Origin of the sequence: Kitasatospora sp. HUAS MG31 (genome assembly GCF_040571325.1) — a bacterium.
Classification (GTDB): domain Bacteria; phylum Actinomycetota; class Actinomycetes; order Streptomycetales; family Streptomycetaceae; genus Kitasatospora; species Kitasatospora camelliae.
On the sequence record NZ_CP159872.1, the window covers coordinates 6,275,659 to 6,295,980 of the forward strand.

General features: G+C 74.9%; 21 protein-coding genes. 16 read left to right on the forward strand and 5 right to left on the reverse strand.

The window, feature by feature from the left end; all coding sequences use genetic code 11:
• Position 1: 1 nt before the first annotated feature.
• From ABWK59_RS27975 to ABWK59_RS28035, 13 genes are all read left to right on the forward strand, one after another.
• The gene (locus tag ABWK59_RS27975) at positions 2–973 is read left to right on the forward strand and encodes a helix-turn-helix transcriptional regulator (protein ID WP_354643409.1); all 972 of its coding nucleotides are present in this window, start codon (positions 2–4) and stop codon (positions 971–973) included.
• Between the two features lie 5 nt (positions 974–978).
• Positions 979–1,221 (forward strand): hypothetical protein, encoded by a 243-nt coding sequence (locus ABWK59_RS27980; protein ID WP_354643410.1) that lies wholly within the window; start codon positions 979–981, stop codon positions 1,219–1,221.
• 10 nt (positions 1,222–1,231) lie between these two features.
• A complete protein-coding gene (locus ABWK59_RS27985) occupies positions 1,232–1,396 on the forward strand; it encodes a hypothetical protein (protein ID WP_354643411.1) in 165 nt (54 codons plus the stop codon).
• 164 nt (positions 1,397–1,560) lie between these two features.
• A complete protein-coding gene (gene tatC, locus ABWK59_RS27990; protein ID WP_420492954.1) occupies positions 1,561–2,454 on the forward strand; it encodes a twin-arginine translocase subunit TatC in 894 nt (297 codons plus the stop codon).
• A gap of 135 nt (positions 2,455–2,589) precedes the next feature.
• Positions 2,590–3,744 (forward strand): NAD(P)/FAD-dependent oxidoreductase, encoded by a 1,155-nt coding sequence (locus ABWK59_RS27995; protein ID WP_354643413.1) that lies wholly within the window; start codon positions 2,590–2,592, stop codon positions 3,742–3,744.
• 2 nt (positions 3,745–3,746) lie between these two features.
• Positions 3,747–4,061 (forward strand): (2Fe-2S)-binding protein, encoded by a 315-nt coding sequence (locus ABWK59_RS28000; protein WP_354643414.1) that lies wholly within the window; start codon positions 3,747–3,749, stop codon positions 4,059–4,061.
• Positions 4,042–5,475: an NAD(P)/FAD-dependent oxidoreductase gene (locus tag ABWK59_RS28005; RefSeq protein ID WP_354643415.1), complete on the forward strand. Its 1,434-nt coding sequence runs from the start codon at positions 4,042–4,044 to the stop codon at positions 5,473–5,475. The genes ABWK59_RS28000 and ABWK59_RS28005 overlap by 20 nt, the downstream gene beginning before the upstream one ends.
• 235 nt (positions 5,476–5,710) lie before the next feature.
• A complete protein-coding gene (locus tag ABWK59_RS28010) occupies positions 5,711–6,574 on the forward strand; it encodes a dihydrodipicolinate synthase family protein (protein ID WP_354645129.1) in 864 nt (287 codons plus the stop codon).
• A 96-nt stretch (positions 6,575–6,670) separates the two neighbouring features.
• Entirely contained in the window at positions 6,671–7,672 is a 1,002-nt protein-coding gene (locus ABWK59_RS28015) for a proline racemase family protein (RefSeq protein ID WP_354643416.1), read from the forward strand.
• 158 nt (positions 7,673–7,830) lie between these two features.
• Complete coding sequence (locus ABWK59_RS28020) at positions 7,831–9,219, forward strand: aldehyde dehydrogenase family protein (RefSeq protein WP_354643417.1); 1,389 nt, start codon at positions 7,831–7,833, stop codon at positions 9,217–9,219.
• The gene (locus ABWK59_RS28025) at positions 9,216–10,235 is read left to right on the forward strand and encodes a proline racemase family protein (RefSeq protein ID WP_354643418.1); all 1,020 of its coding nucleotides are present in this window, start codon (positions 9,216–9,218) and stop codon (positions 10,233–10,235) included. Before ABWK59_RS28020 ends, ABWK59_RS28025 begins: the two co-directional genes overlap by 4 nt.
• Before the next feature lie 56 nt (positions 10,236–10,291).
• Positions 10,292–11,200: an ornithine cyclodeaminase family protein gene (locus tag ABWK59_RS28030; protein ID WP_354643419.1), complete on the forward strand. Its 909-nt coding sequence runs from the start codon at positions 10,292–10,294 to the stop codon at positions 11,198–11,200.
• Between the two features lie 40 nt (positions 11,201–11,240).
• Complete coding sequence (locus ABWK59_RS28035; RefSeq protein ID WP_354643420.1) at positions 11,241–11,951, forward strand: GntR family transcriptional regulator; 711 nt, start codon at positions 11,241–11,243, stop codon at positions 11,949–11,951.
• Positions 11,952–11,975: 24 nt separating this feature from the next.
• Here ABWK59_RS28035 and ABWK59_RS28040 read toward each other — a convergent pair whose 3' ends face one another.
• Together ABWK59_RS28040 and ABWK59_RS28045 are read right to left on the reverse strand one after the other, a co-directional pair.
• Positions 11,976–12,668: an ABC transporter ATP-binding protein gene (locus tag ABWK59_RS28040; RefSeq protein WP_354643421.1), complete on the reverse strand. Its 693-nt coding sequence runs from the start codon at positions 12,666–12,668 to the stop codon at positions 11,976–11,978.
• Positions 12,665–13,735, reverse strand: a complete 1,071-nt coding sequence (locus ABWK59_RS28045) for an ABC transporter permease (protein WP_354643422.1) — start codon at positions 13,733–13,735, stop codon at positions 12,665–12,667. The genes ABWK59_RS28040 and ABWK59_RS28045 overlap by 4 nt, the downstream gene beginning before the upstream one ends.
• 246 nt (positions 13,736–13,981) lie before the next feature.
• Here ABWK59_RS28045 and ABWK59_RS28050 point away from each other — a divergent pair, with 246 nt between their 5' ends.
• Both ABWK59_RS28050 and ABWK59_RS28055 read left to right on the forward strand, forming a co-directional pair.
• The gene (locus ABWK59_RS28050; RefSeq protein WP_354643423.1) at positions 13,982–15,175 is read left to right on the forward strand and encodes a sensor histidine kinase; all 1,194 of its coding nucleotides are present in this window, start codon (positions 13,982–13,984) and stop codon (positions 15,173–15,175) included.
• Positions 15,172–15,804, forward strand: coding sequence for a response regulator transcription factor (locus ABWK59_RS28055; protein ID WP_354643424.1), 633 nt, complete (start codon positions 15,172–15,174; stop codon positions 15,802–15,804). The genes ABWK59_RS28050 and ABWK59_RS28055 overlap by 4 nt, the downstream gene beginning before the upstream one ends.
• 26 nt (positions 15,805–15,830) lie before the next feature.
• Here the strand turns inward: ABWK59_RS28055 and ABWK59_RS28060 are convergent, their stop codons facing one another.
• From ABWK59_RS28060 to ABWK59_RS28070, 3 genes are all read right to left on the reverse strand, one after another.
• Complete coding sequence (locus ABWK59_RS28060) at positions 15,831–16,343, reverse strand: isochorismatase family protein (RefSeq protein WP_354643425.1); 513 nt, start codon at positions 16,341–16,343, stop codon at positions 15,831–15,833.
• Between the two features lie 52 nt (positions 16,344–16,395).
• Positions 16,396–16,761, reverse strand: a complete 366-nt coding sequence (locus ABWK59_RS28065) for a MerR family transcriptional regulator (RefSeq protein WP_354643426.1) — start codon at positions 16,759–16,761, stop codon at positions 16,396–16,398.
• Positions 16,762–16,932: 171 nt separating this feature from the next.
• Positions 16,933–18,387 carry an aminopeptidase P family protein gene (locus tag ABWK59_RS28070; protein ID WP_354643427.1) on the reverse strand — a complete coding sequence of 485 codons (1,455 nt, stop codon included), beginning with the start codon at positions 18,385–18,387 and terminating at the stop codon, positions 16,933–16,935.
• Positions 18,388–18,575: 188 nt separating this feature from the next.
• On the opposite strand from ABWK59_RS28070, the gene ABWK59_RS28075 reads away from it, so the two are divergent.
• The gene (locus tag ABWK59_RS28075) at positions 18,576–20,312 is read left to right on the forward strand and encodes an ABC transporter substrate-binding protein (RefSeq protein WP_354643428.1); all 1,737 of its coding nucleotides are present in this window, start codon (positions 18,576–18,578) and stop codon (positions 20,310–20,312) included.
• The last annotated feature ends 10 nt before the right edge of the window (positions 20,313–20,322 follow it).

Here is a 20,322-nt window from a genome sequence, read left to right on the forward strand (position 1 = left end):
CATGAGCAATGCGATCGACCAGACCCGGCGGATGCTCTCCCTGGTCACCTACCTGCGCGAGCGCCCCGGCGCCGAGGTGGCCGAGGTGGCCCGCGCCTTCGGCATCTCCGAGCGCGAGCTGATCGGCGACCTCAACGTGCTGCCGATGTGCGGCACCAGCTTCCGCGGCGGCGACCTGCTGGACATCGACACCGACGGCGACCGGATCTGGTGGCACAACGTCGACGACGTGGCCCAGCCGCTGCGGCTGGCCGCCGACGAGGCGACCGCGCTGCTGGTCGCCGCCCGCGCGGTGGCCGGCCTGCCGGGCCTGCGCGAGCGCGACCGGCAGGCACTCACCCGGGCGGTGGCCAAGATCGAGGACGCGGCCGGCGAGAACGCTGAGTCCAGCGCCCGGGTCGGCGTCACCTTCGAGGCCGAGGGCCAGGTCTTCGCCGACATCGACCGCGCCCTCAGCGAGGGCCGGCTGATCTGGCTGCGCTACTGGTCGCACGGCCGCGGCGGGATGACCGAGCGCGAGGTCGACCCGATCCGGCTGGTCACCGAGGGCCACACCTACCTGGACGGCTGGTGCCGCACCTCCGAGGACCGGCGGATCTTCCGGCTGGACCGGGTGGCCGAGATCAAGGTGCTGGACGAGCCGGCCAACCCGCCCCGGCTGCAGCCCCGCGACCTGTCGGCCGGGCTGGTCAGCCCGGCCGCCGACGACCCCGAGGTGGTGGTCGAGGTCGGCCCGGCCGGCCGCTGGGTCGCCGAGTACTACACCCACGACGCCGCCGAGGAGCTGCCGGACGGCGGCCTGCGGATCACCCTGCGCAGCGCCGACCCGTCCGGGCTGCGCCCGCTGGCGCTGCGGCTCGGCCGGGACGGGCGGATCGTCTCGCCGCCGGCGCTGGCCGAGCAGGCCCGGGCGGCCGCGCTGGCCGCGCTGGAGGGCTACGCGGCCCTGCCGGACGGGGACGGACGGGCCTGACGGACGTGGGGGAGGAACAGGGCGCGGGGGTCCGGTTCAAGGTCTACTGCTCGCAGTGCCGGGAGAAGGTCGAGCTGGCCGCCGCCGAGATCCGCCTGGCGCTCGGCACGACCAGGGAGCGGACGTTCTACAGCTTCACCTGCCCGGCCTGCGGCGCGTCCGTCCGCAAGACCGCCGGGGAGAAGATCGTCGCCGCGCTCACCGGCGCGGGGGTGCGGACCATGCGGCTGCTGCCGCTGGACGGATAGGGTCGGGCCCATGTCCTGGACCATCGTCGCCGCCGTCCTCCTGTCCACCGCCGGCCTGCTCGTGCTGGGAGTCCTGGCCGGGCGGGTCTGGCTGGACGTCCGGGCGCTGGCCCGCGAGGTGGACTCCGCCTCCCGGGCGGTCGCCCGGGCCTCCGGGGGCCTGGCCGGGCGCTGACCGCGCGGTGAGGCCCGGTACGCTCGGTGGGTGCCGCACCGCCACCGGCAGCGGTTACCATCGCCGCAGGCCCACCGGGTGTCCGCCGCGGGGCGGGCCCGGCCACACGAGTTCGAGGACCGGGGTTGAGCAAATCCAACACGCCGAAGGACCCTGAGGGGCGGATGGCGCTCACCGAGCACCTTCGCGAGCTGCGCAACCGGCTGGTCAAGTCGGTGCTGGCGATCCTGGTCCTCACCATCGCCGCGGCCTTCTTCTACCGCGAGATCATCGACTTCCTGACCGCGCCGATCCCGCAGTGCGGGCCGGACGGCAAGCCGCTGGGAGGCCAGGAACGGTGTGCGATGGTCTCGACCATCGGCCTGATCGCGCCGTTCACCCTGGTGCTGAAGGTCAGCCTCACGACCGGTCTGGTGGCCGCCGTGCCGGTCTGGCTGTACCAGCTGTGGCGGTTCGTCGCGCCGGGTCTGCACAAGCACGAGAAGCGCTACTCGCTCACCTTCCTCGGCGCGGGCACCCCGCTGTTCCTCGGCGGCGTGGCCTTCGCGTACGCGGTGCTGCCGACCACGACCGAGATGCTGATCTCGCTCTCGCCGACCTGGTCCACCGCGATCATGCCGGTGGACGACTACCTGGACATCGCGACCCGGATGGTCGTGGTCTTCGGCCTGGGCTTCGAGTTCCCGCTGCTGCTGGTGATGCTGAACTTCGCTCACGTGGTCACCGGCAAGCGGCTGCTGGGCTGGTGGCGCGGCATGGTCATGGGCATCACGGTGTTCGCGGCCTTCGTCACCCCGGGCGCGGACCCGCTCTCCATGCTGGCGCTGGCCGCTCCGCTCTGCGCCTTCTACTTCCTGGCCGTCGGCATCGCGATCCTCAACGACAAGCGCCGGGCCCGGCGCAACCCCGACGCGGGGCTGGAGGACGACGAGGCCTCCGAGCTGGACCTCACGGTGGACGCGGTCGCCGGGGCCGAGGCGGTGGACGCCTCCGCGGCTCCCGCGGCGACGGCGGCGGTGCCCGCCTCGCGCCGCGAGGAGATGGACGACATCACCTGATCGTGCCCGCGTCCTCGGGAAGCCCCGGCCCTCGGGCCGGGGCTTCCCGCGTTCCCGGGGGCTCGGCCGTCCCGGTCCGTCGGGTCCGGTCGGGCCTGGTTGGCAGGGGGTCAGACCATGTGACATATTACTGAGGTGCTCAAGCGATCCTCCCACGACGTCGTGGTGATCGGTGCCGGGGTCGTCGGCGCCGCCTGCGCGTACTATGCCTCGCTGGCCGGCCTGCGGGTCGCCGTGGTCGACCGCGGCCCGGTGGCCGGCGGCACCACCGGCGCGGGCGAGGGCAACCTGCTGGTCTCCGACAAGGAACCCGGCCCCGAGCTCGATCTCGCCCTGCTCTCCACGCGGCTCTGGCGCGAGCTGGGCGCCGACCTCGGCGAGCTGATCGAGTACGAGCCCAAGGGCGGCCTGGTGGTCGCCACCGGCGAGGACTCGATGACCGCCCTGCGGGCCTTCGCGGCCGGCCAGGCCAAGGCCGGGGTGGAGAGCACCGAGATCGCCGCGGACGGGCTGCGCACCCTGGAGCCGCACCTGGCCGAGGGCCTGGCCGGCGGCTTCCACTACCGGCAGGACGCCCAGGTGCAGCCCGCCCTGGCCGCCGCCCGGCTGCTGCGCGCCTCCGGCGCCGAACTCCACCTCGGCGAGGCCGTGGAGGCCGTCCGCCGGGACGCCTCCGGCGCCGTCGCCGGGGTCACCACCGCCGGCCGCCGCCTGGACGCCCCGGCCGTGGTGAACGCCGCCGGCACCTGGGGCGGCGAGGTGGCCCGGCTGGCGGGGGTGCACCTGCCGGTGATGCCCCGGCGCGGCTTCGTCCTGGTCACCGAGCCGCTGCCGCGGATCGTCCGGCACAAGGTGTACGCCGCCGACTACGTCGCCGACGTGGCCAGCGGCTCCGCCGGCCTGCAGAGCTCCGCCGTGGTGGAGGGCACCCCGGGCGGCCCGGTGCTGATCGGCGCCACCCGGGAACGGGTCGGCTTCGACCGCACCCTGTCGGTGCCGGCCCTGCACCGGCTGGCCGCCCAGGCCGCCGCGCTCTTCCCGGTCCTGCGGGAGGTCCAGGTGCAGCGCGCCTACCGCGGCTTCCGCCCGTACCTGCCGGACCACCTGCCCGCCGTCGGCGCCGACCCCCGGGTCCCCGGCCTCTACCACGCCTGCGGCCACGAGGGCGCCGGCATCGGCCTGGCCCCCGCCACCGGCCTGCTGATCGGCGAGCAGCTCACCGGCCGCCGCCCCACGCTGGACCCCGCTCCCTTCCGCCCCGACCGCTTCGCCGACCCTGGATTGGACTGACCGTGGCCCGAACCCCAGCCGACCTGGTCGGCGCGGAGCCCGCGCCCGCCCACCACATCGAGTTCGACGGCCGCCCGGTGCCCGCCCTGCCCGGGCAGACCATCGCCGCCGCGCTCTGGGCCGAGGGCATCACCGCCTGGCGCACCACCCGCGTCGGCGGCCGCCCGCGCGGCGCGTTCTGCGGCATCGGCGTCTGCTTCGACTGCCTCGCCACCGTCAACGGCCGCCCCAACCAGCGCACCTGCCTGCTGCCGGCCCGCCCCGGCGACACCGTCACCACCCAGGAGGGCCACGGCCGTGCCGACCTCGCCGTCTGACCCCGGGCCGCGCGGCGGCGCACCGTACGACCTCGCGGTGATCGGCGCCGGACCGGCCGGGCTGGCCGCCGCCGTCACCGCCGCCGACCTCGGTCTGCGCTGCGCCCTGGTCGACGCCGGCCCGCGCGCCGGCGGCCAGTTCTACCGGCACCCCGCGCCCGAACTCGGCGCCGCCCACCCCGAGCGGCTGCACCACGGCTGGGAGACGTTCGCCCGCCTCGCCGCCCGCCTGGACGGCCACCCGCGGATCACCCACCTGCCCGACCGCCAGGTCTGGACGGCCGGCCGCCGCGCGGACGGCTGGCGGCTCCACCTCACCGGCCACCACCAGGGCCCGGACGCCCCGCCCGGTGAGGTGCTGGACGCCGCCGCCGTGCTGCTCGCCACCGGCGCGTACGAGCGCCAACTGCCCTTCCCCGGCTGGACCCTGCCCGGGGTGGTCACCGCCGGCGGCGCCCAGGCGATGCTGAAGTCCGGCCTGGTGCTGCCCGGCCGCCGGGTGGTGGTCGCCGGCAGCGGACCGCTGCTGCTGGCCGCCGCCTCCTCGCTGGTCACCGCCGGCGCCGCCGTCCCCGCCGTGGTCGAGGCCACCGACTACCTCGGCTACGCCCGGGGCCTGAAGACGCTGGCGGCCAACCCGGCCAAGCTGGTGGAGGGCGCTCAGCACGGCGCCGCCCTGCTGAGGCACGGCGTCCGGCTGCGCCGCCGCAGCGCCGTGGTCGAGGCACACGGCACCGACCGGGTGACCGCCGTGACGGTGGCCCGGCTGGACCGCGACTGGCGTCCGGTGCCCGGCACCGAGCGGCGGATCGCCTGCGACGCGGTGGCCGTCGGCCACGGGCTGGTCCCGCAGATCGAGCTGGCCACCGAACTCGGCGCCGACACCCGCGCCACCCCGGACGGCACCGTGGCGCTCGCCGTGGACGCCGAGCAGCGCACCAGCCTGCCCGGCCTGTACGCGGCGGGGGAGACCTGCGGCGTCGGCGGGGCCGACCTGGCCCTCGCCGAGGGCGTCCTGGCCGCCCACGCGGTGGCCGGCCGGCCCGCACCCGCCGGGGCCCGGCGGCGCCGCGACCGGCGGCGGGCGTTCGCCGAGCTGATGGCCGCCGCGCACCGGCCCGGGACGGGCTGGACCGGCTGGCTCACTCCGGAGACCGACGTCTGCCGCTGCGAGGAGGTCACGGCGGCCCGGATCACCGAGGCCGTCGAGGAGCTCGGCGCGCGGGACGCCCGGACGGTCAAGCTGCTCACCCGGGCCGGGATGGGCTGGTGCCAGGGCCGGATGTGCGGGCCCGCGGTGGCCTGCCTGGCCGGCGGCCCGCACCCGTCCCACCCGCCGCGGCCGGACAGCCGCCCGCTGGCCTGCCCGGTGCCGCTGGCCCGGCTCGCCGACCTCGGCGAGGCCGAGCTCTGAGCCTCCGGTCGGCCGGCCGCCCTGTCGGCCGGTCGACCGGACCCGACGCGTGCGGTGGACGCTTCGACCGGCCTGATGCGTACGGTCGGGCCCGATGCTTCCACCGGGCCCGTGACGTGCGGCGCGGGACCTTGTGGGTTTCCTCGTCCATCTATAAAATGTCACACATCACATCTAGGGAGTTGCCCCCGTGTCTCTCGTGCCCCACGACCCCACCCGTCCCTGGCGCGGCATCATGGTCGCCACCACGCTGCCCCTGCGGGACGACCTCTCCGTCGACTACGACGCCTACGCCGAGCACGTCCGCTGGCTGATCGACAACGGCTGCGACGGCGTCGTCCCCAACGGCTCGCTCGGCGAGTACCAGACGCTGACCCCCGAGGAGCGGGCCCGCGTCGTCACCACCGCCGTCGAGGCCGCCGGCGACGGCGCCCGGGTGATGCCCGGCGTCGCCGCGTACGGCAGCGCCGAGTCCCGCCGCTGGGCCGAGCAGGCCGCAGAGGCCGGCGCCGGCTCCGTCCTGCTGCTCCCGCCGAACGCGTACCGCGCCGACACCGCCGCCGTCCGCGCCCACTACGCGGAGGTCGCCCGGGCCGGGCTGCCGATCGTCGCCTACAACAACCCCATCGACACCAAGGTCGACCTCGTCCCCGAGCTGCTCGCCCAGCTCCACGCCGAGGGCTCGATCGTGGCCGTCAAGGAGTTCAGCGGCGACGTCCGCCGGGCCTACGAGATCGCCGAGCTCGCCCCCGGCCTCGACCTGCTGATCGGCGCCGACGACGTGCTGCTGGAGCTGGCCCTGGCCGGTGCCGTCGGCTGGATCGCCGGCTACCCGAACGCCCTGCCGCAGGCCTCCGCCACCCTGTACCACGCCGCCGTCTCGGGCGACCTGGACACCGCCCTGCCGCTCTACCGGTCGCTGCACTCGCTGCTGCGCTGGGACTCCAAGACCGAGTTCGTCCAGGCCATCAAGCTCTCCATGGACCTGGCCGGCCGCCGCGGCGGCCCGACCCGCCCGCCGCGCCTGCCGCTCACCGCGGAGATCGACGCCGCGGTCCGCGCCGCCACCGAGAAGGCGCTCGCCGAGGGCCTCAAGTAGCCGGTGGGCCGGAAACCCCGGGGGCGGGCCGTCCCCCGGGGTAGGGGATCCTGCGGAAGCGGATCAGGGAGAGCAGGAGAGGGAGTACCGACCACCATGCGCAGCCGCCACGTCTTCCACGCCGTCGACTCGCACACCGAGGGCATGCCCACCCGGGTCATCACCGGCGGGTTCGGCACCATCCCCGGCGCCACCATGGCCGAGCGCCGGGTCCACTTCCAGCAGCACCTGGACCACTTCCGCACCCTGCTGATGTACGAGCCGCGCGGCCACGCGGCGATGAGCGGCGCGATCCTCCAGCCGCCGACCCGGCCGGACGCCGACTTCGGCGTCCTCTACATCGAGGTGTCCGGGCTGCTGCCGATGTGCGGGCACGGCACCATCGGCGTCGCCACCGTCCTGGTCGAGACCGGGATGGTGGAGGTCGTCGAACCGGTCACCACCGTCCGGCTGGACACCCCCGCCGGGCTGGTGATCGCCGAGGTCCGGGTGGAGGACGGCGCCGCGAAGGCGGTGACCATCCGCAACGTGCCCTCGTACACGGTGGGACTGGACCGCAAGATCGAGGTGCCCGGGTACGGGACCGTGCGGTACGACCTCGCGTACGGCGGGAACTTCTACGCGATCCTGCCGCTGGAGGAGTTCGGGCTGCCGTTCGACCGGGCGCGGAAGCAAGAGATCCTCGATGCCGGCCTGGCCCTGATGGCCGCCGTCAACGGCGAGGACCGGCCGGTCCACCCGGAGGACCCGGCGATCAACGGGTGCCACCACGTCCAGCTGCTCGCCCCGGGCTCGACCGCACGGCACTCCCGGCACGCGATGGCCATCCACCCCGGGTGGTTCGACCGGTCGCCGTGCGGGACGGGGACCTCGGCGCGGATGGCCCAGCTGCACACCCGGGGTGAACTGCCGGTGGGGACGGACTTCGTCAACGAGTCCTTCATCGGGACGAGCTTCACCGGACGGCTGGTGGAGGAGACCACGGTGGCCGGACGGCCGGCGGTGGTGCCGACGGTCACCGGGCGGGCGTGGGTCACCGGGACGGCGCAGTACTTCCTCGACCCGAGTGATCCGTTTCCGGCGGGGTTCCTGCTCTGAAGCCGTGGGCAGCGGGGTCGGAAGGCGGTGCACCGTCCGGTGGGAGTCGGGCTGCGGGGAGGCGGTCTTCCGGTTCGCGCAGTGCCCCGCGCCCGCTGATGGACCCGCTTGCGATGGACCCGCTTGCGTTCCTGTACTTCGTTGAAAGGTAGTTGGCTGTGATCGTCAGTTCGTACAACCCGGCGGAGCCGGGGGATCTGGTGGTGGCCGTGGAGGCGGCCGGGAGCGACGGGGTCGGGGCGGCGGTGGAGCGGGCCCGGGCCGCGCAGGCGGGGTGGTGGGCCGCGGGGGCGGCCGTGCGGGCCGCCGCGCTGGGCCGGTTCGCCGAGGCGGTCGAGGCACGGGCGGCGGAGCTGGCCGCGCTGATCGTGCGGGAGGTGGGCAAGCCGGTCGCCGAGGCGCGGGGCGAGGTCGCGCGGACGGCCGCCATCTGGCGGTACTACGCGCAGGCGCCGTTCGCCCCCGCGGGGGCGGTGCACGAGCCGGCCGCCGGTGAGGGCCTGCTGCTGACCCGGCGCCGTCCGTACGGGGTGGCGGGTCTGATCACGCCGTGGAACTTCCCGCTGGCGATCCCGACGTGGAAGGCGGCGCCCGCTCTGGCGGTGGGCAACGCGGTGGTGCTGAAGCCCGCGCCGGAGGCGGTGGCGTGCGCCCTGCGGCTGGCCGAGCTGGCGGTGGAGGCGGGCCTCCCGGCGGACGTGTTCGCGGTGGTCCCGGGCGGCGCGGAGGAGGGGGAGGCGCTGGTCGCGGCGGCGGACGTGGTGTCGTTCACCGGGTCCACCGCGGTCGGCCGGGCGGTGGTGGCGGCGACCTCCGGGCGGGGGGTGCCGGTCCAGGCGGAGATGGGCGGGCTGAACGCGGCGCTGGTGCTGCCGGACGCCGACCTCGGGCAGGCGGCCGGCCACCTGGCGGCGGCGATCGCCGGGTACGCGGGTCAGAAGTGCACCGCCACCAGCCGGGTGATCGCGGTCGGCGAGGCGTACGAGCCGCTGCGGGAAGCGCTGGTGAAGGCGCTGGCCGCGGTGCCGGCGGCGGACCCGGCCGAGGAACGGACGGTCTGCGGCCCGGTGATCGGCGAGGCGGCGCTCGCCCGGATCACCGGGGCGGTGGACTCCGCCCGTGCCGCCGGCGCGACCGTGCTGGCCGGCGGCGACCGGGCCGACCGGGCGGGCTGGTACCTGGAGCCCACCCTGCTGGAGGACGTCCCGGCCGGGCACCCGCTACTCGCCGAGGAGTTCTTCGGCCCGGTGGCGGTGCTGCTGCGGGCGGCCGACCTGGACGAGGCGATCGCGCTGGCGAACGCCACCTCGCACAGCCTGGCCACCTCGGTGCACAGCCGGGACCTGGACACCGCGCTGGCCGCCGCCGACCGGCTGGACGCCGGCATGATCCGGGTGAACGCGCCCTCCAGCGGCGTCGACTTCCACCTGCCGTTCGGCGGTGCCAGGTCGGCGAGCTACGGCTCCCGCGAGCAGGGCCAGGCGGTGCTGGACTTCTACACCGCCTCCCGGACGGTCACCCTGCTGCCCGCCGGGACCCCGCGATGAACGTCGCCACCACCGACTACCACACGGCCGGCGAGCCGTTCCGGATCGTCACCGCCGGGCTGCCGCCGATCCCCGGGGACACCGTCGCCGAGCGCCGGGCGATCGCCGTCGGCGCCGGCGGCACCGCCACCCGGCCCCGGCCGAGCGCGCTGGACGACGTCCGCCGGCTGCTCACCCGGGAGCCGCGCGGCCACGCCGGGATGTACGGCGGCTTCCTCGTCCCGCCGGACGACGCGGAGGCGCACCTGGGCGTGCTGTTCTGGCACAAGGACGGCTACTCCACCGCCTGCGGCCACGGCACCATCGCGCTGGGCGCGTGGGCGGTGGACTCCGGGCTGGTCGCGGCGCCCGCCGACGGCACCGCCCGGGTCCGGATCGACGTCCCGTCCGGCCGGGTGACCGCCGCCGTGCACCGCGCCGGCGGCCGGACCACCGCGGTGACCTTCCGGAACGTGCCGACCCTGGTGAGTGCCCGCAAGCTGCCGGTGGCGACCTCGCGGGGCACGGTCGGCGTCGACCTGGCGCACGCCGGCGCCTGCTACGCCTCGGTGCGGGCCGCGGACCTGGGCCTGGCGGTCGTCCCGGAGCAGCTGCCCGAGCTGACCGCCGCCGGCCGGGAGATCCGGGCCGCGCTGGCGGCGGAGCCGGCCACCCGGCACCCGTCGGACCCGCGGCTGTCCGGGGTCTACGGCGTGATCCTCCACGAGGACCTGCCGGACACCCCGGCCGGGCCGAGCCAGCGCAACGTCACGGTCTTCGCGGACGGGCAGATCGACCGCTCGCCGTGCGGGTCCGGTACCTCGGCCCGGCTCGCCCTGCTGGCCGTGGACGGGCGGCTCGGCCCGGGCGAGGAGCTCCGGCACGAGTCGGTGATCGGCACCGTCTTCACCGGCCGGCTCGCCGGCGAGCACCGGGACGGCATCCTCACCGAGGTCACCGGCAGCGCCCACCGGACCGGCGAGCACCGCTTCGTCCTGGACACCGAGGACCCGCTCGGCACCGGGTTCCTGCTCTGACCCGGGCCGTTCGGTGGCCCGCCCCGTTTCCCGTGCCGTCTGCGAGAGTGAGACCCGTGACCACCCCGCCCGCCCTGCTCGATGTCACCCTCACCCCGGCCGAGGCCGTCGCGGCCCTGGAGCGCGTCCTGCTCGACGGCCTCGACCCGGAGACGGGCCCGGCCCGGACCGGGCTGCCCGTCCCGGCCGGCGAGCTGCTGCTGATGCCGGCGGCCGACCGGCGCTACGCCGGGGTGAAGATCGCCGGGGTGGCCCGGGACAACCCGGCCCGCGGCCTGCCCCGGATCACCGGCAGCTACCTGCTGCTCGACGGTCCGACCCTGCGCCCGCTGGCCCTGCTGGACGGCGCCGCCCTCACCGCCCTGCGCACCCCCGCGGTCACCGCCCTCGCCCTGGACCGGCTGGCCGACCCGGCGGCCGCGCACCTGGTGCTGTTCGGCACCGGACCGCAGGCGTACGGGCACCTGGCGGCGCTGCGGGCGATCCGGCCGCTGACCGCCGTGACCGTGGTGGGCCGCCGGGCGGCGCCCGCCGAGGAGCTCGCCGCCCACGCCCGCGGCCTGGGCCTGGACGCCCGGACCGGCTCGCCCGAGGACGTCCGGCGGGCCGACCTGGTGGTCTGCTGCACCACGGCCCGCACCCCGCTGTTCGACGGACGGCTGGTGCCGGACCACGCCGCGGTCGCCGCCGTCGGCTCGCACGAGCCGGACGCGCGGGAGGTGGACGGCGAGCTGGTGCGCCGCTCGGCGCTGTACGTGGAGGCCCGGGCGGCGGCCCGCCGGGAGGCCGGTGACCTGCTGCTCGCCGGGGCAGGAGAGGGCAGCCTTGCTAATCTGTCAGAACTGATGACCGGAAGGGCAGTTGTACCCCAGAATCGGCCGAGGTTCTTCAAGAGCGTCGGCATGGCCTGGCAGGACCTGGCGGTCGCCGCGGCGCAGTACGAGCAACCGGCCACCGCAACGTGACATTGTACGATGAGGTCCTGCAAACCTCCGGAGGAACACCATGGCGGACCTCAAGCCCCGCACCCTCATCTCGGTCCAGGAGCGGCTCCGCGACCAGGTCGCCCACGCGCTGCGCGCGGCGCTGATCTCCGGTGAGCTGCGCCCCGGCGTGGTCTACTCCGCCCCCGCCCTCGCCGCCGACTTCGGCGTCTCCGCCACCCCCGTCCGCGAGGCCATGCTCGACCTCGCCCGCGAGGGCCTGGTGGAGGCCGTCCGCAACAAGGGCTTCCGGGTCACCGAGCTCAGCGAGCGCGACCTCGACGAGTACACCGAGATCCGCGCGCTGATCGAGGTCCCGACGGTCGGCCGGGTCACCCGCACCGCCACCGCCGAGCAGCTGGAGGCGCTGCGCCCGCAGGCCGAGGCCATCGTCGCGGCCGCCCGCAAGCACGACCTCATCGGGTACCTGGAGGCCGACCGGCAGTTCCACCTCGACCTGCTGGGCCTGGCCGGCAACGCCCGCCTGGTGGAGACCGTCGGCGACCTGCGCAAGCGCTCCCGGCTGTACGGGCTCACCCGGCTGGACCAGCGCGGCGAACTCGCCTCCTCGGCCGAGGAGCACCTGGAGCTGCTCGACCTGATGATCTCCGGCGACGCCGAGGCCGCCGAGGAGTGCATGGCCCGCCACCTGGGCCACATCCGCTCGCTCTGGGCCGCCGGTGCCGAGGCCGTCGAGGACCCGCGCCCCGCGCTGCGCCTCGGCACCCGCTAGCGAGCGCTCGGCCGACCAGGCCGCTCAGCGCAGCCGGCCGTCCCGCATCTCCAGCACCCGGTCGACCCGGCCCAGCAGGGCCCGGTCGTGGGTGACCATCACGGTGGCCGTGCCGTGCTCCCGGGTGATCCGGGTCAGCAGGTCGACGATCTGCTCGCCCCGCTCGTGGTCCAGCGCCGAGGTCGGCTCGTCCACCAGCAGCACCGAGGGCTCGCCGAACAGCGCCCGGGCGATGTTCACCCGCTGGCGCTCGCCGCCGGACAGCTGGTGCGGGCGGCGCCGCCGCTTGGCCGCGTCCAGGCCGACCGACTCCAGCAGTTCCTCGGCCCGCCGCCGGGCGGCCTTCGGCCGGCCGCCGCGCACCGACTCCAGCACCAGCAGCTGCTCCACCGCGGTCAGCGAGGCCAGCAGGTTGGACTGCTGGAAGACGATGCCCAGCCGCTCCCGGCGCAGCGCCGTCCGGGACCGGTCGTCCAGCGTTCCCGCGTCCCGGCCGTCGACCAGCACCTCGCCGGAGTCCGGCCGCAGCAGGGTCGCCGCCACCGCCAGCAGGCTGGACTTGCCTGACCCGGACGGCCCGGCCACCGCGACGAACTCGCCCGGCGCCACCTCCAGCGACACCGCGTCCAGCGCGGTCAGCCGGCTCTCGCCGTCCGGGTAGGTCAGGGTCACCCCGCGCAGGGCGAGGCCGGTACGGGTCTTCAGGGCGGTGGTCATCGGTTGGCTCCCAGGGCGGCCAGCGGGTCGACGGAGGTGATGCGGCGGACGGCCAGCGCCGCGCCGGCCAGGCCGAGCAGCACCATCACCCCCACCGGGACGGCCACGTTCAGCAGGCTCACGTCGAACGGCACCGAGGCGGAGGCGAACAGCCCGCCCACCCCGCCGACCGTGCCGCCCAGCCCCGCGCCGGCCACCAGCACCACGGCCGCCTGCGCCAGCGCGTCCCGGACCAGGTAGCCGCTGCTCGCGCCGACCGCCTTGAGCACCGCCACGTCCGGCCGCCGCTGCACCGTCCAGACCGTGAAGAAGGCGCCCACCACCAGGGCGCTCACCGCGAACAGGAAGCCCTGGATCATCTGCAGGCTGCCGCGCTCCGCCGCGTACCCGTTGATCCCCGACAGCGCGTCCGCGACGGTCACCGTCTCGGTGCCCTGCCGCGCGTCCACCGCGGCCAGGTGCGCGCCGGAGCCGGACAGGGCCAGCGCGGTCGGCTGGTTCTGCCCGCTGAGCTGCTCCCAGGTGGCGAGCGTGGTCCACACCGAGGGCGCGTGCGAGTAGGAGCGGTCGGCGGTCAGCCCGGAGACGGTCAGCGTCCGCGGCCCGACCTTCACCGGGTCGCCGACGGCCAGCCGGTACAGCTCCGCCGTGCCGGTGCCCACCGCCACCTGCCCCTCCTGCGGGGCCGTGCCGGAGAGCAGCGGCGGCAGCAGGGCGGAGTCCGTGCCCAGCACGCTCACCGAGGCCGCCGCCCCGCTGGCGGTCAGCCGGGTCAGCGAGACCCCCAGCGGCCGGGCCGCCGTCACGCCCTCGGCGGCCGCGAACGCCTCCTGCTGGGCCGGGGAGACCGTGCTGTTGCTGAACGACACGGTCGGCGCGGCACCCGCCGGGGCACCGAAGACGATCCGGTCGGCCGGCAGCTCTGCGACGGCCGAGGAGGCGGCGGCCGACAGCCCGCCGGTCAGGCCGTACAGGAAGACGACCAGAGTGGTTATCAAGGTGACGACCACGGCCATCAGGGCGAACCTGCCCTTGGCGAAGCGGATGTCACGCAGTGCGACGAACACGGGGACCTTCCGGAGAGAGGGGTGAGGACACCCCCCACCCTGTCCGGCGACGGGCGCCGCCGGCATCGGGGAGAGGAACGGATGCCGACCCCCACGGGCGGTGCAGCCGAAGATCAATCGAACGGTTGATGCCCTCACCGGCCGGGCGGCAGCCCGCAGCCCGTACCCTCGGAAGGCGTGACCCGTACCGAACCACCCGCACCTGAGGGTCCCGGCCATTCTGCGAACACCCCCGCCCTGCGGTTGATGAACCTCGCCCTGCACGGGCTGTTCTTCACCCTGCTGGGCGTGCTGGGGGCCCGCGGCCTCCTCGGCCACGACCTCGGACCCGGCGGGCTGGCCACGGCCGGGGTGCTCGCGGCCGTCTACGCGTCGGGGGGCGTGGCAGAACAGGTCCGCAGCACCCGGCCGTGGGCCGCGCTGTGGTTCGGCAGCGTGGTGCTGCTCTGGATCGGACTCACCCTCCAGCACCCGGAGTTCTGCTACCTCGCCTTCCCGCTGTACTTCGTCTGCCTCCACCTGCTGCCGGTCCGCTGGGCCCTGCCCGCCGTGGCCGGCCTCACCGGCGTGGTGATCGCCGCCCAGGCCTCCACCCCCGGCGGGCTCACCACCGCCAAGGTCCTCGGCCCGCTGGCGGGCGCCGCCGTCGCCCTGCTCACCGCGTACGGCTACGCCGCCCTGTACCGGGAGGGCCGCCAGCGCCAGCAGCTGATCGACGACCTGGTCCGTACCCGCGACCAGCTCGCCGCCACCCAGCGCGAGGCCGGCCGGCTCGCCGAACGCCAGCGGCTCGCCCGGGAGATCCACGACACCCTCGCCCAGGGCCTGTCCAGCATCGTGCTGCTGGCCCGCTCCGCCGAGTCGGCGCTGCCCGGCGACCCAGCCACCGCCGCCGAACGGATCCGCGAGGTCGGGCAGACCGCCTCCGTCAACCTCGCCGAGGCCCGCCGCTTCGTCCACGCCCTCACCCCGCCCGCGCTCGACGACGCCACCCTCACCGAGGCGCTGCGCCGGCTCGCCGGCGGCGCCGAGGCCGACTTCCACCTGGACGGCGAGCCGTACCCGCTGCCGGTCGAGGCCGAGGTGGCGCTGCTGCGGCTCACCCAGGAGGCGCTGGCCAACGCCGTCCGGCACGCCCGGGCCCGGCGGATCGCCGTCACCCTCGCCTACCTGGACGACGAGGTGACCCTGGACGTCTTCGACGACGGCGTGGGCTTCGACCCGGCGGCGGTCCCCTCGCCCGGCTCCTTCGGCCTGCACGGCATGCACGAGCGGATCGCCGCGCTCGGCGGCCACCTCACCGTGGAGTCCGCTCCCGGGGAGGGCACGGCGGTCGCGGTGGCGCTGCCGCTGCGGGCGATCGAGGCCATGGGGGAGGCGGTTCCGGTTGTCGAGGTCCCGGTCGTGGCCGGGCAGGCCGGGGCGGGGGGTGCGCGGTGATCCGGGTGATGCTGGTGGACGACCACCCGGTGGTGCGGCGGGGCCTGCGCGCCATGGTGGACGACCTGCCGGAGGTGGAGGCGGTCGGCGAGGCGGCCGACGGCGCCGCCGCCCTGGCGCTGCTCGACACCCTGGAGCGGCGGCCCGACGTGGTGCTGATGGACCTGCAGATGGGCACCGGCATGCACGGCGTCGAGGCCACCCGCCGGATCACCGCCCTGCCCGACCCGCCCGCCGTGCTCATCCTGACCACGTACAGCACCGACGCCGACATCCTCGCCGCCGTCGAGGCCGGGGCCACCGGGTACCTGCTCAAGGACGCGCCGCCGGAGGAGGTCGCCACGGCGGTGCACGCCGCCGCCCGCGGCGAGACCGTCCTCGCGCCGCCGGTCGCCGCCCGGCTGCTGGGCCGGGTCCGGGCGGGACGGCCGACGCTCTCCCCGCGCGAGACGGAGATCCTCCAGCTGCTGGCCGCCGGGCTCGCCAACCGGCAGATCTCCAAGCGGCTGTTCATCAGCGAGGCCACGGTGAAGACGCACCTGGTGCACATCTACGACAAGCTGGGCGTCGACTCCCGGACCGCCGCGATCGCGGCGGGGCTGGCGAGCGGGCTGATCCGGCCTGCCTGAGGCCGGATCGGGGGTGGTGAGCCGGATCAGGCGAGGTGGAGGGTGTCGCGGGTGATCACCTCGCCGAAGCGGGGGAGGTCGAGGGCGATCGCGGCCTGGTGCTCCTCGGCCGTCAGCGCGGCCATGGCGTCCTCGACGAACACCAGCCGGTAGCCGTGGTCGGCGGCCGCGCGGGCCGTGGACTCCACGCCCAGGTTGGTCGCGATGCCCGCGAACACCAGGGTGTTCACGCCCTGCTGGCGCAGGAACCCGTCCAGGCCGGTGTTGTGGAACGCGCCGATGGTCCGCTTGACCACCACCGCGTCCGCCACCTCGGCGACCTCCGGCAGCAGGTCGCTGCCGGGCGGCTGCTCCGCCACGTCCGGCCGCTCCACCCGGACCGCGATCACCGAGGCGCCCGCCGCACGGAAGGCGGCGGCCAGCTCCAGCGCGGCGTCCACGACCTCGACGCCCGCCCGCGGCTCCAGCGGGAGGCCGACGATCCGGTCCATCAGATCGATCAGGATGAGGGCCGAAGTGGCGGCCTTGAGAGTAACCATGACGCCACGTTAGCCGCCGCCCCGCCCGGTCGCGCCCGTGGGCGTGCCCCGGTCAAGCGAGGACCGAGCGATAGTATGTGATCTTCGCCCGGAGGGTGTCCTGGCGCTGGCGGAGCGCGGCGATCTGCTCCTCCACCTGGGCGTCGTGATCGAGCAGCAGGGCGAGGCGGTCGGGGACGGTGGCGTGGCCGGCGCGGACCAGCTCGGCGAAGCGGATCATGTCGGCGATGGGCATGCCGGTGACGCGGAGGCAGCGGAGCATGTTCAGCCACTCCAGGTCGGCGCGGCTGAAACGGCGGTGACCGCTGGAGGACCGCTCGACCTCGCCGAGCAGGCCGATCTTCTCGTAGTAGCGGAGGGTGTCGAGGCTGAAGCCCGACTCCTCGACGGCCTGGGCGGGGGTGAGGTAGGTGGTCATGCGACCTGATCATGCCGTGCAGGCGTGGGGCGCGGCCAGCCACTTGAGGGGCGCGAGGAACTGCGCGGGGCGGGAGGGTGCTACGTGAGCTGTCTTCCGTTTCGCGCGATTCTCCCCCAGCCTTGGCGGCTGGGAGGTGCCCCCACGCGCCCCTGGGGGTACCCGGTTGCGTCAGGGGAGGAGGTCGGCCATCCAGGATTCGATGGCGTCGGGGGTGCGGGGGAGGGCGGAGGACATGAGGTGGGCGCCGTCGGCGGTGATGACGAGGTCGTCCTCGATGCGGACGCCGAGGCCGCGGAGTTCGGCGGGCAGGGTCTCGTCGTCGGGCTGGAGGTAGAGGCCGGGTTCGACGGTGAGGACCATGCCCTCCTCCAGCACGCCGTCCAGGTACGTCTCGGAGCGGGCCTTGGCGCAGTCGTGGACGTCCAGCCCGAGCATGTGCCCGCTGCTGCAGAGCGTGTAGCGGCGGTAGAGCCCGCTGTCCTCGCGCAGGGCCTCCTCCGCGGAGACGGTGAGCACGCCCCAGTCGGCCAGCCCCTCGGCGATCACCTGCATGCCGGCGCGGTGGAAGTCGCGGAAGGAGGCGCCCGGCTTCAGGGTGGCGATGGCGGCCTCCTGGGCGGCGAGGACCAGGTCGTAGACCTGCCGCTGGACGGGGGAGAAGGTGCCGGAGAGCGGGAGGGTGCGGGTGATGTCGGCGGTGTAGAGGGTGTCGGTCTCGACGCCGGCGTCGAGCAGGAGCAGCTTGGTCGGGTCGAGCGGGCCGTCGTTGCGGATCCAGTGCAGGACGCAGGCGTGCGCGCCGGAGGCGACGATGGTCTCGTACCCGGTGCCGTTGCCCTCGGCGCGGGCGCGCTGGTTGAAGGCACCCTCCAGCCAGCGTTCGCCGCGGTGGTGGCGCAGGGCGGCGGGCAGGGCGCGGACGACGTCCTCGAAGCCGGCGGTGGTGTGGTCGACGGAGAGCTGGAGCTGCTCGACCTCGAAGCGGTCCTTGACCAGGCGCAGTTCGGAGAGGGTGGTGGCGAGGGCGGCGTCCCGTGCGGCGGCGGGGGCGTGGGGGCGGCCGGCGAGGGTGTCGAGGGCGGGGTCGACGCCGGCGAGGACGCGGGTGGGCGGCTGCGGTCCGGCGAGCAGGCCGGGCAGGCGGTCGAGGTGCTCGGTGCGGACGCCGGTGAGCTGGGCGGCCTCGGCCAGGTCGGGACGGCGGCCGACCCAGAACTCGCCGTAGCGGCGGTCGCGGTAGAACTCGGCGCTGCCGCCGCCGCGGGGCGAGCGGGGGCGGAGGTAGAGGACGTACTCGCCGTCGGGCTCCACCACGAGGACGTGGCCGACCTGCTCCTCGCCGGTCAGTCCGGTGAGCCAGGCGTACGCGCTGTGCGGGCGGAAGCGGTAGTCGCAGTCGTTGCTGCGGACCTTCAACTGCCCGGCGGGGACGAGGAGTCGCTCGCCGGGGAAGGCGGCGGCCAGCCGGCCGCGGCGGGCGGGGGTGACGTGGTGGCCGGGGACCCGGTCGGCCGCGGGCAGCGGGGTGGCCGCCCAGCCGGTGCCCATGAACGCCTCCAGGGCGGGGGAGACCGGGAGGTCGTGGCTGCCGGTGTTGAGCCGGGCGGCGGGGTCGGTGGTCACGGCTGCTCCTTCGAGGACACGGCTCGGTAACGGGGTGCACCGCCTCTTGTGCAGTGCAATTTCACATTACTATGTTACGGGTCACACCTTGGAGCGGCTAGACCCAGCGGTCGCCCTCCCGGTGGGCCCCGGATCAGCCCCGGGGCGGACCGGGCCGAACTCCGGCCCCCCACTGCGGAGTCGTACATATGAACAGGCGCACCCACGCCGTCCTCGCGGCGGCGACAGCGGCAGCACTCACCCTCGGGCTCGCGGCGTGTACGAGCGCCGGGAGCACCGACGACGCCGGGGACCAGCAGGGCGTCACCACCGAGGGCAACGGCATCATCGGCGGCACACCGGTCAAGGGCGGGACCCTGACCATCCTGTCCAACCAGGACTTCGACCAGCTCGACCCGGCCCGCAACTGGACGATGCCGGTGATGGACGTCGGCGTCCGGATGCTCTACCGCACCCTCACCACCTTCCGGGCCGCGCCCGGCGCCGAGGGCCTGAAGATCGAGCCGGACCTCGCCACCGACCTCGGCACCCCCAGCGACGGCGCCCGGACGTGGACCTTCCACCTCAAGGACGGCCTCAAGTACGAGGACGGCAGCCCGATCACCGCCGAGGACATCAAGTACAACGTCGAGCGGTCCTTCTCCGCCGAACTGCCCGGCGGCCCCGACTACGCCGTCCGCTACCTCAACGCGCCCGCCGGGTACGCCGGTCCGCTCGGCGGCGAGCGCCTGGGCAAGGAGGCCGTCGAGGTCCCCGACGCCAGGACCATCGTGTTCCACCTCAAGCGCCCGGTCGCCGAGTTCGGCTACACCGTCACCCTGCCCACCTTCTCCCCGGTGCCCAAGGCCAAGGAGACCGGCCCCAACTACTCCAACCACCCGGTCTCCTCCGGCCCGTACAAGATCGAGTCGTACGACCGGGGCAAGCGCATGGTGCTGGTCCGCAACACCCACTGGGACGCCAAGTCCGACCCGGTCCGCAAGGCGTACCCCGACAAGATCGTCGTCGACCAGACGCTCAAGGGCACCGGCATCGCCGACCGGCTGATCGCCGACCAGGGCGAGGACCGCAACGCCCTCTCCTACGTGGACCTGCCCGCCTCCAAGGTCAGCGACGTGCTGACCAACCCCGAGGTCAAGAAGCGGCTGGTCAGCGAGAACGCCGGCTGCACCACCAAGCTCGACATGAACACCACCAAGGCGCCCTTCGACAACGCCAAGGTGCGCCTGGCCATGCAGTACGCGGTGGACAAGGAAGCCTTCGCCGCGGCCGCCGGCGGGCCCGCGTTCAACGACATCGCCACCACCTACCTGCCGCCGGTGCTCACCCAGGGCAACCCGATCGACCACTTCATGACCAAGCCCGCCGGCGACCCGGAGAAGGCCAGGGCGCTGCTCGCCGAGGCCGGCCTGGGAGGCGGCTTCGCCACCGAACTGGTCACCTCCACCGGCGGCAAGGCCCAGGCCGAGACCGTCCAGGCCGCGCTGAAGAAGGTCGGCGTCGAGGTCACCATCAGCACGGTCGACCCCACCGCCGTCAGCTCCATCGTCGGCGACAAGGACAAGCAGCCCGGCCTGTCCGTCGGCGGCTGGTGCCCCGACTACCCGTCCGCCGCCACCTTCCTGCCGATGATCTTCGACGGCCGGTCCATCAAGGCCAAGGGCAACCAGGGCAACGTCACCCGGTTCAACGACCCGGAGACCATCGCCGACCTCGACCGGATCGCCGCCATGGACGACCTCCAGCAAGCCAACCAGGCCTGGCTCGCCCTGGACGCCAAGATCATGGACAAGGCGCCCGCCGTACCGATCACCTGGCAGCGCAAGCCCGTCCTGGTCGGCTCCAACATCGCCGGCGCCTTCGCCCACCCGGTGTGGGCCGCCCAACTCGACTACGCCGTCATCGGCCTGAAGTCCGTCCAGTAACCGGGAGCCG

What these genes read in the sequence shown, in the direction of transcription:
- ABWK59_RS28065 (WP_354643426.1), bottom strand. Translation starts at nt 16,761, where the DNA reads ATGACCACCTACCTCACCCCCGCCCAGGCCGTCGAGGAGTCGGGCTTC.
- ABWK59_RS28075 (WP_354643428.1), top strand. Translation starts at nt 18,576, where the DNA reads ATGAACAGGCGCACCCACGCCGTCCTCGCGGCGGCGACAGCGGCAGCA.
- ABWK59_RS28025 (WP_354643418.1), top strand. Translation starts at nt 9,216, where the DNA reads ATGAACGTCGCCACCACCGACTACCACACGGCCGGCGAGCCGTTCCGG.
- ABWK59_RS27985 (WP_354643411.1), top strand. Translation starts at nt 1,232, where the DNA reads ATGTCCTGGACCATCGTCGCCGCCGTCCTCCTGTCCACCGCCGGCCTG.
- ABWK59_RS27975 (WP_354643409.1), top strand. Translation starts at nt 2, where the DNA reads ATGAGCAATGCGATCGACCAGACCCGGCGGATGCTCTCCCTGGTCACC.
- ABWK59_RS28050 (WP_354643423.1), top strand. Translation starts at nt 13,982, where the DNA reads ATGAACCTCGCCCTGCACGGGCTGTTCTTCACCCTGCTGGGCGTGCTG.
- ABWK59_RS28035 (WP_354643420.1), top strand. Translation starts at nt 11,241, where the DNA reads ATGGCGGACCTCAAGCCCCGCACCCTCATCTCGGTCCAGGAGCGGCTC.
- ABWK59_RS28060 (WP_354643425.1), bottom strand. Translation starts at nt 16,343, where the DNA reads ATGGTTACTCTCAAGGCCGCCACTTCGGCCCTCATCCTGATCGATCTG.
- tatC (WP_420492954.1), top strand. Translation starts at nt 1,561, where the DNA reads ATGGCGCTCACCGAGCACCTTCGCGAGCTGCGCAACCGGCTGGTCAAG.
- ABWK59_RS28015 (WP_354643416.1), top strand. Translation starts at nt 6,671, where the DNA reads ATGCGCAGCCGCCACGTCTTCCACGCCGTCGACTCGCACACCGAGGGC.
- ABWK59_RS28040 (WP_354643421.1), bottom strand. Translation starts at nt 12,668, where the DNA reads ATGACCACCGCCCTGAAGACCCGTACCGGCCTCGCCCTGCGCGGGGTG.
- ABWK59_RS28010 (WP_354645129.1), top strand. Translation starts at nt 5,711, where the DNA reads ATGGTCGCCACCACGCTGCCCCTGCGGGACGACCTCTCCGTCGACTAC.